The sequence below is a fragment of the Pirellulaceae bacterium genome (assembly GCA_019636385.1).
Taxonomy (GTDB): Bacteria; Planctomycetota; Planctomycetia; order Pirellulales; family Pirellulaceae; genus Aureliella.
Window position 1 is genome coordinate 165,967 of the sequence record JAHBXT010000004.1, and the last position, 17,953, is coordinate 183,919.

The following is a 17,953-nucleotide window of genomic DNA, read 5'->3' on the forward strand; positions in this document are numbered from 1 at the left end:
GTAAGCAGATTCGATCAAACACGCGTTGAGGCAGGGTGCCACTATGAAACGACGTAACGATGATGACTTGTCGGTCGGCGAGGATTCTTTTCTGGATACGATCGCCAATCTAGTGGGGATCTTAATTATCTTAGTCGTTGTGGTTGGGGCTAAAACTAAGATTGAAGCGGAAGCTTACGGACGCAATCTGGCCCAATCCGATCATTCCCAGACGCTTGAGCAACCGTTGGAACAAGCGCTGGCCCTGGAGCGTTCGCTGGAAGATCAGGCGATCGCCCTCCAGCAATATGAATTGGAGAGCCAGTATCGACGATTAGAACGCAACGCGCTTCTGGAACGCGTTGTGCTGGCACGCAACCAGGCGCAAGAACGACTGGGCCAACTGGATCAGCAGCAACGGGACAGCGTGGAACAGGAGCAGTTGCTTGCAAAGTTGCAATCCGAGCTCGATCGAGTGATTCACCAGGCGGGAGAGACTCAAGCAGCCGATCGACCCGAAGTGATCTTGGAGCATCTACCCACCCCCATGGCGCACACTGTGTTTCAAAAGGAACTGCATGTGATGCTTCGAGGTGGATGCGTGACAGTCATTCCCTGGGATCGGCTGGTCGAATTATTGAAACAACAGGTTCCCTTAGCCGCACAGCGGCAAGCTTCCCGTGGAGTTTTGGAGGACACGCTGGGACCAATCAGTGGATTCTTGATGCGCTTTCGAATGAGAGCCATTCCGGGCGGATTTGAACTAGACCGATTCGAACTGGAGCCGACCGATGCGGTTCATGCGGAGCCTTTGGCAGATGCCTTGCAGGACAGCAGCCGACTGGCCTTAGAGCTGGCTAGTCGCAAGCCCCGAGAGACCGTGGTTACGGTGTGGGTCTACCCCGATTCGTTCGACGGCTTCCGATCGCTCAAAGCCCACCTGTTCTCGGAAGGCTTTCTGTCGGCCGCGCGGCCCTTGCCCGACTCGGTGCGCATCGGTGCCTCGCCCCACGGCACGCGCAGCAACGCCCAGTAGACAATTCACGTGGCGGCAGATTGCGCGATCGGAGCCTTGGCAGCCCTGCGTGTCAGCCGGAGATCTCTTGTATTGCCTGGCTAGCGCAGCGGGTTGAGATTTCATTAGCCTTCTCCGGTTGAATTCTAGTGCAACCGACTGGCGGACTTAAAAAGCTGTGATAGGCTGTGCGGCTTGCGCGAACTAGTACCTGACTTACCTAGTCCAGCGTCTGGAAGTAGGCGAATGCACTCCGTCGTTTAGATTCATTTTTCGGTAACTCACACTGACGATCACATTCAATGCCAACCAACACTCCCGAATCGTGGATATCTGACCGCAGCCGGCAATTCGACAGCAGCGGCATTCGCAAAGTCTTTGAACTGGCGGCTAAATTAAAGCAGCCAGTTAACCTTTCCATCGGACAACCAGATTTTGACGTGCCGGAAACGGTCAAAGCTGCCTGCATCGACGCAATCCGACACCGCAAGAACGCCTACTCCTTGACTCAAGGCATTGCGCCGCTGCGCGAGCGACTGCAACAGCAGGTTACCGACCGCTTTGGCCACCAGGATCGGCAAGTATTCATTTCGTCCGGTACCAGTGGCGGATTGGTACTGGCGGTGCTAAGTCTGGTCAATCCCGGGGACGAAGTCATCGTTTTTGATCCGTACTTCGTGATGTATCCGGCTTTGGTTCGCATTGCCGGTGGCATTCCGGTGATCGTGGATACCTATCCCGATTTTCGCATCGACATCGACCGTGTGCGATCGGCGATTACGCCGCGTACGAAGTTGATTCTATTCAACTCGCCTTCCAACCCGACTGGTGTCACTCCGTCTCTGGAAGAGACTCGAACACTAGCTGAACTAGCTGGGGAGCACGGCATCGCACTGTTGTCTGATGAGATTTACAGCCAGTTTGTTTACGACGGTCAGCTCATTACACCCGCCGACTTCAATTCGCAGACAATTGTCATCGACGGCTTTTCCAAGAGCCATGCGATGACCGGCTGGCGGGTGGGGTGGGTACATGGGCCGCAGGCAGTTATCGAGACGATGATCAAGATGCAACAGTATTCGTTTGTCTGCGCGCCGCAGCCTGCGCAGTGGGCCGGACTGGCAGCACTAGATGTCGATATGGCCAGCTATCGGGCCGACTACGCGCACAAACGTGACATGCTGATTGATGGGTTGCAAGGCTATTACCAATTCACGCGACCCGGCGGTGCCTTTTACCTGTTCCCTCAAGCACCTCAGGGCATGACTGGTAGTGAACTGGTGCGGCTCGCGATTGAGAACAATTTACTTGTCATCCCCGGCAACGTTTTCAGCCAGCGTGACAGCCACTTTCGCATTTCTTACGCCGCCCCCGACGACACTATCCAGAGTGGTATAGAGATCCTGAGACGATTGGCCAGACCGTAGGATGCTGCAATGCGACATGGCTCGCACATTGATCCGCCGAATCGCTTTCAGACGGTACACCAGCAACCGGACTACGAGCATTTGCAGTGGGACGACGAGCTGTTGGAGGGCGGACCGCAACGGCCAATCGAGTACATCGATGATCAGTCGCAGTCCATCATCTCCGAGAATCAATCGCCGGACATTCCGTTTCGCTATAGCTTGAACCCCTATCGAGGCTGCATCCATGGCTGTGCCTACTGCTATGCTCGGCCGACTCACGAACTGCTGGGCTTGGGTGCCGGCCTGGAATTTGAGACTAAGATAATCGTCAAACGCCAAGCTGCTGAGCTTTTTCGCCAGTTCCTGGCTCGAGACCGGTGGCAATGCGAGCCGATCATGTTTTCCGGTATCACAGACTGCTTTCAACCAGCCGAGCGCCGGTTTCGGCTAACACGGGGGTGCATCGAGGTAGCCGCCGAGTGTCGTCAACCGATCAGCATCATTACGAAGAACGCACTGGTGCTGCGCGATTTGGATTTATTGGCCACGATGGCTCGGGAGAGTCTCATTCATGTGGCCATCAGCGTCACGACGTTGAACCGCCAGTTGGCTGCGGACATGGAGCCGCGCACCAGTACACCAACCGCGAGACTAAAAGCTATCCAGAAGCTTACCCAAGCTGGGATACCCGTGCATCTGATGCTGGCACCAGTCATCGTGGGTTTGAACGATTCGGAGATCCCCGCAATTCTTGAAGCTGGCAGGCAAGCTGGGGCTCTGACCGCCAGCTACCAGCTCCTGCGATTGCCGCTGAGTGTCTTGCCAGTGTTTGAGGAGTGGCTGCGGCGCACGCAGTCACTCAAGGCCGACGCCGTGCTCAGCCAAATCCGCTCGACGCGCGATGGAAGGCTCAACGATGCTACCTTCGGACGTCGCATGTCAGGGCAAGGAGTGATCGCAGACAGCCTGCGCAATACGTTTTCGGTGTTCCGCCACAAGTTCGGCTATCAGGCACAATTACCCCCGCGCGATATCACAAAGTTCCAACCGCCACCAACGAAGTCGGGGCAGCTCAGACTATTCTGAAGACTGGGAAAACGGGGCTAACATCTTGCAGTTGATGGCGACATCAACGATTGAGACCAATTATGCTACGTTACGACCCAAAGCTACATCTTGTCGCCAGTGGCTTTGGTTAAGGCCATAAACGCGGACTCGAGATTCGTTTCTTTCTCTGCAAACCTCTTGAACAGATGCCCTGCGCTGGCAATCTGCTGTGCTAACTGACCGTAATCCGACACCTCACAACATAGAGTGACTTCTAATACCTCACCGACCTGCTCTACTGACTGAACCAAGGCGTTGCCCGACAAGAATTTCATCAGTGGCGACAATCCTGCGGCAGTGCTCGGTTGAATCTCTAGAATCGTTTGCGGCCGGACGGCCTTGATGAGTTCGGCAATGGGTCCGTTGAAGCCCATTTCACCACGATTGATGATGCCGACCTTGTTACAAATATCTGCGAGTTCGGGCAGGATGTGACTGCTGACAATGATGGTCTTGCCCATTTCACCAAGCCGTTTAAGCAGGTTGCGCATTTCGATTCTCGCGCGCGGGTCTAGACCGCTGAGCGGTTCGTCCAGCAGCAAGACCTGTGGGTCATGCAACAATACGCGAGCCAGCCCCAGGCGTTGCGTCTGTCCGCGAGACAACGTATTGGCGTAGGCGTCGCGTTTGAAGTTCAAGTCGACGATCTCGAGCATTTCGTCACAGCGTTTTCGTCTTGCCGGGCCATGTATGCGATAGGCGGCAGCGAAAAACTCCAAGTATTCGATCACCGTCATATCGTCGTAGACGCCGAAGAAGTCGGGCATGAAGCCCACCAGTCGTCGAATCTCTTCGGGATGTGTATAGATCGAATGGTCGCAAACGTAGGCCTCGCCGTAGGTCGGTGCCAGCAGCGTAGCGATAATGCGCATGGTCGTCGTCTTGCCAGCTCCATTGGGTCCGATGAAGCCAAACAGATCCCCCTGTCGCAGATCCAACTCGATCCCGCGAATGGCGTACATGTCGCCATATTTCTTTGTCAGGTTCACCGTTTTTATCACGCTGGCGATTTCCTAATATGTAAGCTGTTTATCCGACACCTAATCGTCAGGCCTAGCGGATTCGCCTGGTGCATAATGGCACTGGATTTGCCTGAAATCACTCTACTTACTGTGTGACGTCCGCACATTAGCCACTGGAATGACCAAGCGGCACCAAGTTTGATCTATATCCTGCAGGGCCTCAGTCTGATCCGTATCCTCTGCGGCCTTTACATTTAATTCAACCGGAGCGGATGACAATCGCCCTACCAACACGGCGCGATCGCTGTCAGCACGCAGTAGATGGCTATGATCTACAATCGGCTGGTAGCGATGCGTCAGCAGCACGTAATTGCGTCCGGAAGCGGCGCGATAAAACATCATCAGCTCCATCAATCGATCCAGTTGATCGCGACCGGCCGGATTCCAGCGCGCCGATGTCAGTTTACCATCCAGCTCTTGTTGGCGATTCAGCCGCCGAGACAAGTCGCGAGGCACCACATTTGCCGAAATCGTCACTGTGCCACCGGGCCCCATCCGACTGGCCAACGGATAATACCAACGATGATAAAACAGCGAAACGTCGCGCAATTCGACATCCAGTGGATTGACGACTCGTCCTTGCAGTTGATCAACACTAGCCAATTGGCTGAGCGTTGATTGTCCGCCCGGTGCCAATTGACTTGCCCAGGCGGCATACAGGCTCTTTGTGCCAGCCGCTGGCAGTGCCAGGTCGCGAATTTCTGCACCACCAGCCCGATGATCTACCACGTAGGCCGGAAGGCCACGATCGAGGGTATATTGCGAGTGCAAACCTCCTAAGCCGGTTCCGGGTAAGCCCTGCCAGTCCAAGTGAACATCGCCTCCCAGCCAATTCGATTTGGCTCGCACATGGATCCGCCTGGCGTGATCGCTGTAGATGTGGCTCCAGAGGTGTCCATCGACCCGTCCTGAATCAGCGTCCACATCGACAATGCGAACCGTATTAATCAGCATACGGCCAGGCCGCAGACGTTGGTAATAGGCAACTAGACCACCACAGGAACCCAACAAAACGAAGGCTGCCAGAAACCAACTGAACTGTGGTCGTTTCAGCCAGCGCACGGAAATCAGATAGTCTAGCGGTCCCAGTAAAATGGTAATGCCAATAAGCAGGGCCGCGATCATGCTAAAGCTGACGGTGCGAACCGCCGAGAATCGTTCCAGCGTCGATCGCAATTGACCCGTGATGTCGCTGTAGCCTAAGAAGGCTGTATCGCCCGTTGTCGCAGTGTTGGATTCAGCAGTATCCCATACTGAGCGCTCAAAATTATTCGCAATCAAACGCTCCCACAATAGCCGACGATGCTTCCACTGAGCCAGGCTGGGGTGATCCAGGTCAGAGGCTACGACGTTGATCGATCCTAATCCATGCGTCGATGTTATCCACCACGGAACGCGTCTGGCCAAACTGTCGGTCAGCGCAACCTGCACTTGGCCTCGCTGGCAATCCACCAGCAGTGCATCCAGCCGCTGCAATGGTTGATCGGTCGAAACCAACGACTCCAGTGCCGCCGGATCTCGAATCTCAGCCTTATCCACGATGGGTCCCGGCAAAAAACGATTGAGCGGATGATCTGATTGCCACCACTCTATCTCACCACCCAGCGAAATCAAACAACCGCCACCGCGCCTGATCCACTGGTCGATGGCTTGCCACTGAGAAACTTGAATCTCGGCCAACAGCGAAGTGGACGCAGCCGCAATCACGAGCAAATCACAGGCACTATAGTCCAACCAACTGGCGGGCAAATGGGATGCTTGTTGAACTTCGACAATCGTGAAATTGCTGTGTGTCCCTGACAATTGAGCCCGCACCAATTGGTCTAGCCCCATAGACGAGCCAATCGCGAAAACCAGTGGCTGAGTTGCCTCCAATCCATCTGTTTCGGATATCGCCAATTCATCGCTGGCCAGCGGTTGGCCATCAGCACTGCGGACGACGGCACGTAGCATTGATGGTCGGCGGCCAATTTTGATTGGGACCGACATCGGTTGCGATGCGTCAGCCGCCGCAGCATTCCGATAAACAACTTCGACACCATTTCCATCGAGAGTCGACACCTCCAGCGTTGCCACCTGGGTTCGCAGGCTATCGGATAATCCCAGCTGAGCTGTACACGGTTGCCCCAGCTTCCAGGTTCCATGCACACCGAGACTTTCTATGGCAAGCAGTTTGCCTGCGACTGTCGTCGGTTTCTGCCCCGCGTCTGCGGGAACATGGTGGCGCAGAATCGTCGGCGACGGATTGCCCTCCAACTCGCTGGTTCGGGCGAGAGTGGGATGAGAGGTGTACATCGCGGCGCAACAAAGCGCCGACCAGAAAGCCGTTGATTTAGCGATGCGGAAAGCGATGGATAACCGTTCTCGTCGAGTGTGTGAAGCGGGCGTAGGCGGTCCGTAGTTCACGGTTGAATCGTTGAACTATAACAGATTTCAAGCATGCTACTGGTCTTCCAGCCGTTTGACCTTGAGGTTGCGGAAGGAGACCACGCTCTTGGGATCGTGTGCTTGTAGCGCGAAGGTACCCTCACCCAATCGCCGCTCGAAGTCATTGGAAAATGCGGGTTTGTTCTCGGGTTCGGTGTAGTCGACCAATGTCTGACCGTTGACAATCGTCTGCACACGCAACCCCGTGACGATGATCTCTTGCGTGTACCATTGGTCGTCGGAAATCCCAACTGCCTTTAAGTCTTTACTAAACACATCTTTCACACCATACAAGCCACTCGTCTTCTTAGGGTCAGACTGTGTGATGTTGACCTGACATTCATAGCCATACTTGGGCCAACCTTGCTCAAGAAAACGGGTGTGGAAGTAGATTCCCGAGTTGCTTCCTGGGGTCGTCTTGACTTCCGCCTTGAAATGAAAATTCTTAAAGGGCTTTTCTTCCGCTACATAAAACAGGTGACTTCTAGGCCCCTGGCAGACAAGCGCTCCATCTTTGACGCTCCAGCTCTGTTGATTCTCATTAGCCTTCCAACCAGCCAGCGACTTGCCATCAAACATTTCAATCCAGCCGTCTTCTTGTGCCGAAGCACCGTGGGGCATGAAACAGGCCAATGCTACGAGCGAAACCAGCGACCAAATGAAACGCATTTCCAATATCCTTTATTCGTGATAATTAACGAAGCTTGAATTGCCCAACCACACTGGGTTACTTGCCATACTTATCCCCACCAGGCAGCAGGTTGGCCTTGATGCGATCTCCAAACGTCTTGTGCTTTTCGTCAGTGCTGGCTTCGCCTTCTACCTTCTTGAAAATCTCCTTCAGCCGCTCTGCATACTTGGCCGGATCCTTCTTGAATTCAGCGATTGGAAATTCGTCTTTCTCTAACAGATCGTGCAGACTCTTGCCGAAAGGGTTGCGCACCTTCTTTTTGTCTTCTTTCTCGACGTGACACACGTTGCACTTGGCATCTGCCACTAGCGACTTGAACTCTTCCGTAGCTTCGTCACCCGCATAGATCGCTTTGAACTGATCCTGCAAAGGCTTAATGGCCCATGCCAAATTGGGTACTGCGAACACGGCACACATCACCATTAACGAAAAAACTGATCTGAGCATTGAACTCTCCTGCAACAACTTGACGCAATCCAGACCCCACTGTCTGGTTACGACACTACTATAGGGCGGGAACTAAAGTGGGAAACACGGTGCTAAACTGGATGCGTGCGGCAGACCAGTTCAGCGGAGGGACAGTTAGTGTGCACGGGAACGGCCACAAAATCAAGTAACCATCGGGCTCGACTCCACCATCGGCCGACTGGGAATCAGAATCCTGGCAACTGCGTGGCAGGCACCCCTGGCACAAAGTACGCTTCGGCCAGTCGAAAATCGCTCCAATCGGCATCGGCCAACCTCCCAGCATACAATCCGGGGTTTTTCCAGCGCACAACATGCTCTGTGCCGCGTTCCAGTAGCCACCCGGCTTGCTGCGCGTCTTGGAAGGCAAATTCATCGGCTCGCCCCATGGGCTTTTGAAGCTGACAAATGGACTCGATTCCGACATCGTAAGCGTTGTCCAAGCCTTGCAATAGCAGCAAGTCCGGATTACTGCTCAGACCAACCGCTTCGCCACGGATTGCAATATGGGCCTGAGCCTGCAGCGACGAAAAGACGCAGGCTTGGCTGGTTCGGCTGAACCCAACTGTGGGCAGTTGCGTCCCCACATACTGCAACGCGGCAAACTCCCGGCCGGTCACAAAAGTAGAGGACTGACCATACATCCGCAATATGCGCTGAACTCCTGCCGTAGAGGTTGGAGCGAAAAGTTCCAGCGCGCTTCCATCAACGGCGATCGCCGAACTGTCGATATTGATCTGAATTGCATCTTGAGTGTTGGAGCCAATTTGATTGATGATAAAAACAGAACATCCACCGCGCACCAAGCTGCGTTCCAGTGCAAACCGCGTAGAACGTGCTGGGCGCTGTTGAGGGCTAGTCATGGTAGTCGACGTACTATTTTCACCAGGCCCGACTGCTATCAGGCCGACGGTGCTCGTTGAATCGCTGCGAACCGTGAACTCGCATTGTTGTGCCATCAGTCGCGCATTGCCGCGAACCTGAAAGATGTTCATCGGCTTTGCCGGGGTCCCACTGAAAGCCGCTTGTAGTTTGATGTCTTGGAGAGTCAGATTCGCATCTACGACGTTGATTGCGCCCTCCTGCGGATTGAGGTTACTCCACAATCCACGAGCCACTTCCACGCGACCAATCTCACTGGCCGACGAACGAATTACGATGTCTGCAGAGCCACGAATTTCCAAAGGTCGATCGAGCCATACGCTGCCTCGGACCTCAATCATCGCAGGCTGAGGCAATTCCGCCGCGCGTTTGACGGCTCTGGCTAACGATGCTTCCCAGAACTCTGCTTTAACATCTGTAGGCGGCACGGTCGAGACCACGATGGTTGCGGCCGATGCGGTGAGCGCTGCAGTAGGCGAGTCAGAAGTCGCTGGGCTCGACACCGTGGCGCCAGGGTTATCAAGCGCATCGATGGTCAGCGCGGGTGGTGAGTCAAGTCCATTGATCGTTGGCCCGTCGGTAATCAACGGCTCTGTAGAACTACTACTGGAACGGCTGTTGTCTCCAAACGGTCGCTGTGGATCTGTCGGGATGCGGTTTGAGGCAGACTCTGCAGAATTACCAACTACCGGACCGCTTACCGCAGGCATCACACTATCTGCTGGGCTGATGATTGAGTCGCCGGGCAGAGAGCGCAGCGTGCTATCCCTGGAGGCTGTTGAAGGTGCTGGCTGGGCTTGTGCGATGCTGGACTGTGGCGCGTTTTGCCGGAGCTGCTGGTCTTTGTCCGTGTGGTTGCGAACTTCAGTAAAATTCACTTCCGGTAAAGTAAAGCTGCGCGACATCGACTGCTGCTGCATCCAAATGGTACTGGCTAGCAACACGGCCACGGCAATCAGCCACGGCAAATGTGTTTCGATCAATGTGGGTTCGACCAACGTGGGAGTGAACGAAATAGTTGTCGGACCTTGGCTGCGCGATAGCCCCTCTTGTTCGGCCAACAGCATCAAGTCATTGATGAGTTCGATCGGCTTTTGATAACGATCGCCTGCTCGTTTGGCCATCAACTTCATCAGGATTTCGTACAACTGATCGCTGATGTCGTCGCGCGACTCACGCGGATCTGGCGGAGGCAAACTGCCATGATTGAGTAGCTTTTGCAGTGCCGTCCCCTCTGGAAATGGCGGACGCCCCGTCAGCATAAAAAACAGACTGCAGCCAAGTGAATACAGATCGCTACGCACATCAGCGTCGCGCGGATTACGAGCTTGTTCAGGCGAAATATAGTCAAACGTTCCCAAGGTAACGCCACTGGCCGTTTGATCCGCAGTCGAACTGTCGATCGAAGTATCGCGAGCCAGTCCCATATCGACTAATTTGGCAATCCCACCTGCCGTCACCAGGATATTCGAGGGTTTGATATCGCGATGTACGACCGCACGGTCATGGGCATGTTGCAGCGCTTCGGCAATTTGTCGAGTGTAAAATACAGCATCGTCGATTGACAACGGACCCTGATTTTCCACCAGGTCGCGAATATTCACCCCGTCGATGTACTCGAAAACAATATAGTTCCACTGCTCTGCTTCACCGACGTAATAGACGCGAGCAATGTTGGGATGGTCCAAGCGCGCAGCCGATTGGGCTTCGGTACGAAATCTGCGTAGCGATTCGGCGTCTCGTCGAAAGCCGGGCATAACTTTGATTGCCACCGTGCGATTGAGTCGCTGGTCAAGCCCTCGAAAGACGGCTCCCATGCCGCCTCCGCCTATGATTTGCAGAACTTGGAAGTGGTCCAACGTGTGGCCTTCCAACATCGCTGCCAAATCGGGCAGCGGCACCTGACGATAGAATTCTTGTGGGCCCGCTGCAGGCCGATGGCTAATGACCGTCTTGTCCCCCTGGCCAGCCACTCCTGGACTGTCCTGAGCACGATCGGATTCGGATACCTCAAACGACTGAGTGCCCCGAAAAGTTCGGGTTGCCGTGTCGCCACCAGTACCGGTTGCGCTGCCTGCCGTAGCGGCCTGTACTTCCACAGCCTCGGCTCGACTTTCGCTCTTAGATACCATACCTGTGGCTCTGCCCTACTCTGGGCCATGTGCGCCCGCTGTTTCTAGGTAACTATTCACGCCTCTGGTGGGCCGGCGCGGGGCCAAGCTCATGGAAATGAAACGAACATGGTCACGGGTGGTGGGCAGACTTTTCAGCACCAGTTCGCACCGACCCGGCTTGTCCCACCCTGCCAATGGCGCAAGCGGATATAGTTCTAGGATAGACGGGGGGAAAGTCAGGGTCAAACGTCCAGTGCCGTCTGCTGTCAGATCAATCGCATAAAGCCTTAGGAAACCAGGACATTTTTCTCTCGAACCGAACCAAAAATAGTTAAGTTCCAACCGATTCGGGTGGTGTTTTGTCCGGTACTTGAACTTGTATCTGCTGGCCGACTACGCGCACGTTGAATTTGTCCACGCCCAATTTTGGATTATCCAGCCAGGTACCATCCTGCAGCGAAAACCGCCAATGATGCCAGGGACAAGCTACCGCGCAGTCGTCGAGATAACCTTCGGCCAGCGAGGCACCTTGATGAGGACAAATATCGTCGATGGCGTAGTACGTGTCGTGATACAAAAAGACGGCTACCACACGTTTGCCAATCACAAACGCCTTGCCCTGTCCTTCCTGGATATCTCCCACGCGAGCCACCGATACAAAATCTGCTCCAGGTGGCTCATTGGGGAACAGCGGCAATACAGTATCGGTCATTGAAGTTTTCCAAGCAACGGTTCACCCAGGGGCCACAGGTGAGTCTGTTAGGCCGAGTAGTTTCTGGTTGGTCATTGGCGGATCTACCGATAGCAACAGGCACCTAACGATGGCACCGCCGCCTAGCGACGGCGGCTTCCTGAAGCAGTTCAATAAGCGTCTGCAGCCCCTGTCAGCCAGCATGGTCGACTTAGACGATTTCGATGGGTTGATTCAGCACAGGCACGATGGCCTGCGAGGATGTTTGGGCGCCAATGCGATCTGCCCACGCGGTAACGTCTTGCTCGATCGGTGGCCAAGTTCCGTGATGCGATGGCAGAACCAAGCGCGCACCAAGCCACTGCGCGGCTTGCAGACTATCTTCCGGTCCCATCGTAAACAAATCGCCGATCGGCAAGATGGCTACATCCAGTCCACCGCGAGCGATTAACTGCATGTCCGTGAACAGCGCGGTGTCGCCTGCGAAGTAGATGCGTCGGTCGCCAAGCTGCAATAAAAAACCACCGGCCGGTCCGCCGTAGCTGCCGTCGGGAAGCTGGCTGGAATGAATGGCCTGCGTCATCTTTAGCCAGCCGAAAGGCATGTGCACTGCCCCGCCGATATTCATGCCCAACGTTTTGGCCACCGAATGCTTTTCGCTGAACCAAGTGGCTACTTCGTAGCTGCCAATCAGGGTAGCGTCACAGCGATTAGCGATTGTAGCTGCATCAGCCACATGGTCAAAATGTCCATGCGTCAGCAGCACGAAGTCCACATTTACCTCGTCGGCCGACATCTTTGCCGCCGGATTATCCGTCAGAAACGGGTCCACGATCAACTGATGCGACCCAGCGCCGACTAACCATGTGGCGTGGCCCAACCAGGTAAGTTTAACGGTCATGATGAGCGTCCCAAATTGCGGTTCATGTTCTTCTTGTAAGCCTCAACGCCTGGCTGACCATAAGGATTGATTCCTAGCAGTCGCCCTTCGACTACGGTGGCCAGCATCAACATTTGAAAGTACTGCCCCATGCAAAACTCGTCGACTACCGGCAAGTAGATGTTTGTCGATGGACGACCATCGTCGCGCAGCGCCTGGTTTGTACCTGCGATGGCTGCAGCCATCACTTCCGGCAGCGTCTTGTCGGCAATGTCGTTCAGGGCGTCGGGATCTGTGGGGCGGCTACCGATGGGCAGCGGATCGAAGCGATATTTCTGAACAATCACATTATTGACGATTTTATCGCGACGACCTTCCTGGTGTTGTTGATGTCGCGAGTGCAGGTCGCGCGTGTTGACAGTCGTCAACGGCATGGCCCCCATCAACTGTTTACCCAGACTTTCGGCCAGCAACTGATCGTACCACATGCCGGCACTTTCAAGCGCCTTGCTCCAAACGCTCAACAGTCGCACAGTTGCTCCACGATGCTGTTCCATGAGATGATTGACCGCTGCGTATTGCAATACCAAGTTATCGGCGGCTTTGGCGGTTCGAAAATGCTCGTTCAGCGCCTGAGCCCCCTCAAGCAACTTCATAACGTTGATACCCATCAGGGCGGCCGGAACCAGTCCGACTGCGGACAGAATCGAAAATCGCCCTCCCACGCCGTCGGGAACGGGAAAAATTTGATCGCAGCCCAACTGCTGGGCAAAGTCAAACAGCTTGCCGCTTTCTCCGGTTACGGGAATCAGTCGCTGGCGAATGAGTTGCTGGTCGCCATCACAACTGACCTCGAGGGCCTTAAGAAACTGTCGGAAGGCGGCAGCGGTTTCCAACGTGCCGCCGCTCTTGCTAATGACCACCAGCCCCCATGCATCTTCCACCGACGTCGCTCGGGCCGCCTGATGCGCACCTAACAAATGCAACAACCCCTGCGTGGCATCGTTGTCGACATTGTTGCCCTCGAAATAGATGCGTGGACGACTGCCCCGCTGCCCGCGCGACAGTTCGTTGAAATAGGGCTGACAGCAAGCGTCCATAAGTGCGCGGGCACCCATATAGGAGCCACCGATGCCCAGCACGACGACGCGATCCACTTGGCTCATCAACTGTTTCGTCTTGGCCAGAATCCGCGCCAGCTGGCTACCCTGTCGATCGGCTTGATATTCTGCCAGCAGACGCTCGGGCAACAGGTAGAAACCGCTGTCCAGCGGTTGTTTGTCTGCGGGAATTGGCACTTGCCCGGCCAACATCTGCACGTCGGTCGTGCAGATCTCGTTACGCACCGCTTCCAGGCGTGCTGCCAAGCTGGCAACCTGGCTGGGCTGAAGTCCGGTATTAGGCAAGAAGGCCCCTGACGGATCAAACTGTATCAACATGAATCGAATTCCTTTTGCGAGGGCACGATAGATTACTCGATTTCGCAGCCCTATCCTAGCTGACTAAGTTTTTCATTTTTCTCGGACTTTATCCCAACTGCCCATTGGAGAATCGCTGTGGCAGGGGCGATCGGTCCGTTGACAGTCCCCAGGTAACCGATACAGTTAAGCCTTCGTTCAGACTACATTTCGAGCACCAGCCGTTTGCCGATCCAGCTAATCGGCGAACCGAATCCGTGGAGCAATCTTCGATGGAAACCAAGTATCGCACCGCCTTTATTATTGGTCTGATCATCGTTGGCGGAGTATGTGGTCGCATATTGCTTACCAGCCTGCCGAATTTTGCCCCTGTTGGCGCATTGGCGCTTCTGGCCGGAGCCTCACTAGCGAACAGGAAGATCGCTCTGGCAGTTCCACTGATTGTGATGTTGCTGACAGATTTATCTATCGGCTTTCACGCTTCCATGCTGTTTGTATACCTTGGAATGGCGATCTACGTGGGCCTGGGAGCTTGGGCTGGCAATCAAATCCGCACCACCCGCCTACTGCCCGCCGCGCTACTGGGCTCATTAGCGTTTTTTATGATTACCAACCTGGGGGCATACTTCGCATTCTATCCAAAAACTTGGGCAGGATTGGTTGACTGCTACACGCTGGCGATACCGTTTTATCGCTACACCATCGCTGGCGACCTACTCTTTGGAGCAGCCTTTTTCGGGGCGTTAGCCATTGCGGAAGCTGTTTGGCCACGGCTTCGTCCAGCTGCACCTCCCGTGGCTGTTCGCGACGTCGCTCAGGCATAGGAAGCACATCCGAACTTTGATCGGTTGGACCACGGTCAGAGCCCTGAGTTCTATCGCTGGTAAGTCATTAAGGCAACTGGTGCGATCGTCAGCAATTGGACAACTGCCTGACAGCTTATTTGAACTGTATGCCGCCGGGATTGCCGGCAGCCAGCAGGTAGGCGATCAAATCTCGCAGCTCTTCGGCGTTGAGTGCATCTAGCAGGCCGGTGGGCATTTGCGATACATTGGACGGCGACATCGAATCGATATCGGACCGCGCAATTACAATCGGCTTGGCATTGAAGTCCGCCGTATAGATGTGCACCTTCTGATCAATCTCAACAGCGCGACCGATATGCACGTCGCCATCTAGGGTTACTACCTGGTGTGATCCGTACTGATCGGAAATCACGCGACTGGGATCGATCAGCGCATCAATCAGGTCCGGCAGTGAAAACTTTTTGCCGGCAGTCGATAGATCGGGGCCGATCGCACCGCCTTCTCCAGCCAGCCGATGGCACTTGGCACAGCCCGTGGCGTGATACAGATTACGCCCCGAGTCGTAGCTGCGCTTGCGGAGTTTATCTCTCAGCTCGGCCAATGCTTCAGCGGAAGTCCACACGCGTCCGGGCCCCTGGGGAGGACTGGCCTCGATTGGGGCAACCAATAACGAACGGTCAACTAGAGAACCAAGAGCAATTTTTTCGGACTCGGTGCATGTCAGTAGCGCGTCTTCACGAAAGTTTTCTAAGAACTTGGCATAGCTGGCACCCCCGGGATGCTTGGCCGCTCGAAGATAGAACTCGAAGTAGCGCTCGCGCTGCGCCAGCGTCCAGGGCGACTTAACATTGCGCAGCACGAATGCAAACTGGATTCCACGCACAGGAGGCATGTCGGCCATCATCTTGCCCACCGTACCGCCGTAGTCGGTATTGCGGCTGATTAGATAGCCCCAATCCGGAATTGGCTCGGTGCCCAGTTGATCCATTAAGTCCAAAGTCTTCTCCACTACGACAGGTGATTCCAAGAACACTAGCAACTGCGAGATTTCGGCATTGATCGCATATGATTCGGTCGGATAAACAGCTTCCAAGACGCCTAACAACCGCTCACGCAGTTTCGCGGATAGAGCTACATCCTGCCAAGTCTGTAGTTGAGCGCTCGACTGCTCGGCACGACGGGCACAGGCAACTTGCAGCGTGCGCAAAGCCGCCAGGATGTCTTCCTCAGGTAATTCTTCGTGTGGCAACTTCAGCAGTCTTTCAGCGATAACCTCCAAATCTTGAGGCAGTCCCTGACGCGCCAGAGCTAGCAGACCGTAAATGACACTGCGCGAATCGCGTTCAGCTAGCACCTGCGCGCGCCACCGTGTAACGGGCTGTTGCTCCAGAGCTGTGCGAGCGGCGTAACGAATGAAGCGGTCCGCATGGCCCAAGTGCTCTACCATTCGCTGTACATCCGCATCGCTGGCCGAAGCAGCTCCTTGCGAGCCGTGATACTGTTCCAGGCTATGGCGCAGTTTACGCATCGACTGGCCATCTGCATTGGTCAACTCTACCGGCGCGACCGATTCGCCGCCGGCATAGGTCACGCGGTAGATTGCCGATTGAGTTCCTCGACCGCCGACAGCGAAATACAGCCCGCCGTCTTGTCCAATCACAGCATCAGTAACTGGCAGAGGCGAACCAGTAACAAAATCTTCGAAAGTTGCAGTATACGATGCTCCGCTGGGCTTGAGATGTACGCTATAGATCGTGCTATAGGTCCAATCCAGGATGAATAACGCTTGTTGGTATTTAGCTGGGAACTTGGTGCCGTAACCGAACACAATGCCTGTTGGCGACCCCGGGCCGATGTTCACCGCCGCCGGCAACGAATCGGCATAGTATTCGGGCCACTTGCCCGTCCCGCTGCGCCATCCGAACTCGCTGCCACTGGTGGCGTGTACGACGCGTGTTGGCCGGTACCAAGGCGATCCAAAATCCCACTCCATATCGGCATCGTAGCTGAACAATTCTCCATCGGCGTTGAAGGCGATATCGTATTGATTACGATAGCCGGTGCTGACCACTGTCCAGTGCTTGCCGCTAGGGTCCACGCGGCAAATCCAACCTCCGGGTGCCAGAAGACCAGCAGCGTGACCATTGGCATCCCAGCGTCTAGGCAGCAGCAAATCCTCTTGCCAGTTGCGCGGCCCAAGACTGTCCGCAACGGACTCGGGCAACTTGGTGTGATTGCCGGAGCACACGTACAGCGACTGGCCGTCCGGAGCTAGAACAATTGCATGCGGACCATGCTCGCCGCCACCCCGCAAGTGCATGCAGTGCTCGGCTGTGTCTACCAATCCATCGCCATCGCTGTCTGTAGCTCGATGGAGCCCCGACTTGGGACCTCCGTTAACCATTACCCACAGCGAATCAAAAGCCCACAACAGACCTTGGGCCGAAGTCAACTCAAGAGGCAGTCGCTGAATTCGCGTCGGCTGGCGCGCGTCTCCTGGCTCGATCATGAACAGACCTTCGTCGCCCTGGTCACAGGCGATGATTCGTCCTTGCGGATCAACGGCTAACGAAACCCATGAGCCCATCGATCGCGGAACCTCAAAAATCTTTTCGATCTTGAATCCGGCTGGCACTTTAGCCTGCTCGGCGTCGTGCGGTTGGTACTCTGCCGCCAGTGGCGCGGTGGCCTGAGCCTCCTGGGCAACCAGTAGCGTCGAACACAGGCCGATGGCCGTCAGGTCCAGGAGCTTCTTGAACATTCGAGACAGGTCACGCGAAACACAACTCATTAGCACGGTACCTCTATTGGATTACTAGTGCAACTTTCGCAAGTCACATATTCGGGGTGGGCTTAACGTCGTAGTACAGCTTGTCAGGCTATCAGCCACACCATGGTAATCAACTTGCCCCTACCGTTGTAGGCTTAGACTTACCGAAGACAGCAACGAACGACAACTTTGCAGCGAGGCCTACCAGCGATACCAGCTGACAACCGCTTCCCACCTAGTTGAATCCAGCGGATCGGACATAATACTAGCGCTATGG

At 55.1% G+C, this 17,953-nt stretch carries 13 protein-coding genes; 4 read left to right on the top strand and 9 right to left on the bottom strand.

Annotated elements, in window-relative coordinates:
• Positions 1-43 precede the first annotated feature (43 nt).
• The 3 genes from KF752_15190 to KF752_15200 all read left to right on the top strand — a co-directional run bounded on the left by KF752_15190 (position 44) and on the right by KF752_15200 (position 3,489).
• Positions 44-1,015, top strand: coding sequence for a hypothetical protein (locus KF752_15190; protein ID MBX3422897.1), 972 nt, complete (start codon positions 44-46; stop codon positions 1,013-1,015).
• Positions 1,016-1,296: 281 nt separating this feature from the next.
• Complete coding sequence (locus KF752_15195; GenBank protein ID MBX3422898.1) at positions 1,297-2,421, top strand: pyridoxal phosphate-dependent aminotransferase; 1,125 nt, start codon at positions 1,297-1,299, stop codon at positions 2,419-2,421.
• A 9-nt stretch (positions 2,422-2,430) separates the two neighbouring features.
• A complete protein-coding gene (locus KF752_15200) occupies positions 2,431-3,489 on the top strand; it encodes a PA0069 family radical SAM protein (protein MBX3422899.1) in 1,059 nt (352 codons plus the stop codon).
• A gap of 83 nt (positions 3,490-3,572) precedes the next feature.
• On the opposite strand, the gene KF752_15205 is transcribed toward KF752_15200, so the two are convergent.
• The 8 genes from KF752_15205 to KF752_15240 form a co-directional block, all read right to left on the bottom strand.
• Positions 3,573-4,511: an ABC transporter ATP-binding protein gene (locus KF752_15205; protein MBX3422900.1), complete on the bottom strand. Its 939-nt coding sequence runs from the start codon at positions 4,509-4,511 to the stop codon at positions 3,573-3,575.
• A gap of 102 nt (positions 4,512-4,613) precedes the next feature.
• Positions 4,614-6,827, bottom strand: a complete 2,214-nt coding sequence (locus KF752_15210; GenBank protein ID MBX3422901.1) for a hypothetical protein — start codon at positions 6,825-6,827, stop codon at positions 4,614-4,616.
• A 147-nt stretch (positions 6,828-6,974) separates the two neighbouring features.
• Positions 6,975-7,628 carry a DUF1080 domain-containing protein gene (locus KF752_15215; protein ID MBX3422902.1) on the bottom strand — a complete coding sequence of 218 codons (654 nt, stop codon included), beginning with the start codon at positions 7,626-7,628 and terminating at the stop codon, positions 6,975-6,977.
• Between the two features lie 58 nt (positions 7,629-7,686).
• The gene (locus tag KF752_15220) at positions 7,687-8,097 is read right to left on the bottom strand and encodes a hypothetical protein (protein ID MBX3422903.1); all 411 of its coding nucleotides are present in this window, start codon (positions 8,095-8,097) and stop codon (positions 7,687-7,689) included.
• A 206-nt stretch (positions 8,098-8,303) separates the two neighbouring features.
• Positions 8,304-11,129 (bottom strand): serine/threonine protein kinase, encoded by a 2,826-nt coding sequence (locus tag KF752_15225; protein MBX3422904.1) that lies wholly within the window; start codon positions 11,127-11,129, stop codon positions 8,304-8,306.
• 313 nt (positions 11,130-11,442) lie between these two features.
• Positions 11,443-11,823, bottom strand: a complete 381-nt coding sequence (locus tag KF752_15230; GenBank protein ID MBX3422905.1) for a nitrite reductase (NAD(P)H) small subunit — start codon at positions 11,821-11,823, stop codon at positions 11,443-11,445.
• 190 nt (positions 11,824-12,013) lie between these two features.
• Positions 12,014-12,703 carry a metal-dependent hydrolase gene (locus KF752_15235; protein MBX3422906.1) on the bottom strand — a complete coding sequence of 230 codons (690 nt, stop codon included), beginning with the start codon at positions 12,701-12,703 and terminating at the stop codon, positions 12,014-12,016.
• A complete protein-coding gene (locus tag KF752_15240; GenBank protein MBX3422907.1) occupies positions 12,700-14,121 on the bottom strand; it encodes a glucose-6-phosphate isomerase in 1,422 nt (473 codons plus the stop codon). The genes KF752_15235 and KF752_15240 overlap by 4 nt, the downstream gene beginning before the upstream one ends.
• Before the next feature lie 251 nt (positions 14,122-14,372).
• Here KF752_15240 and KF752_15245 point away from each other — a divergent pair, with 251 nt between their 5' ends.
• Complete coding sequence (locus tag KF752_15245) at positions 14,373-14,924, top strand: hypothetical protein (protein ID MBX3422908.1); 552 nt, start codon at positions 14,373-14,375, stop codon at positions 14,922-14,924.
• 115 nt (positions 14,925-15,039) lie between these two features.
• Here the strand turns inward: KF752_15245 and KF752_15250 are convergent, their stop codons facing one another.
• Complete coding sequence (locus tag KF752_15250; GenBank protein MBX3422909.1) at positions 15,040-17,697, bottom strand: c-type cytochrome; 2,658 nt, start codon at positions 17,695-17,697, stop codon at positions 15,040-15,042.
• Between the last annotated feature and the right edge of the window lie 256 nt (positions 17,698-17,953).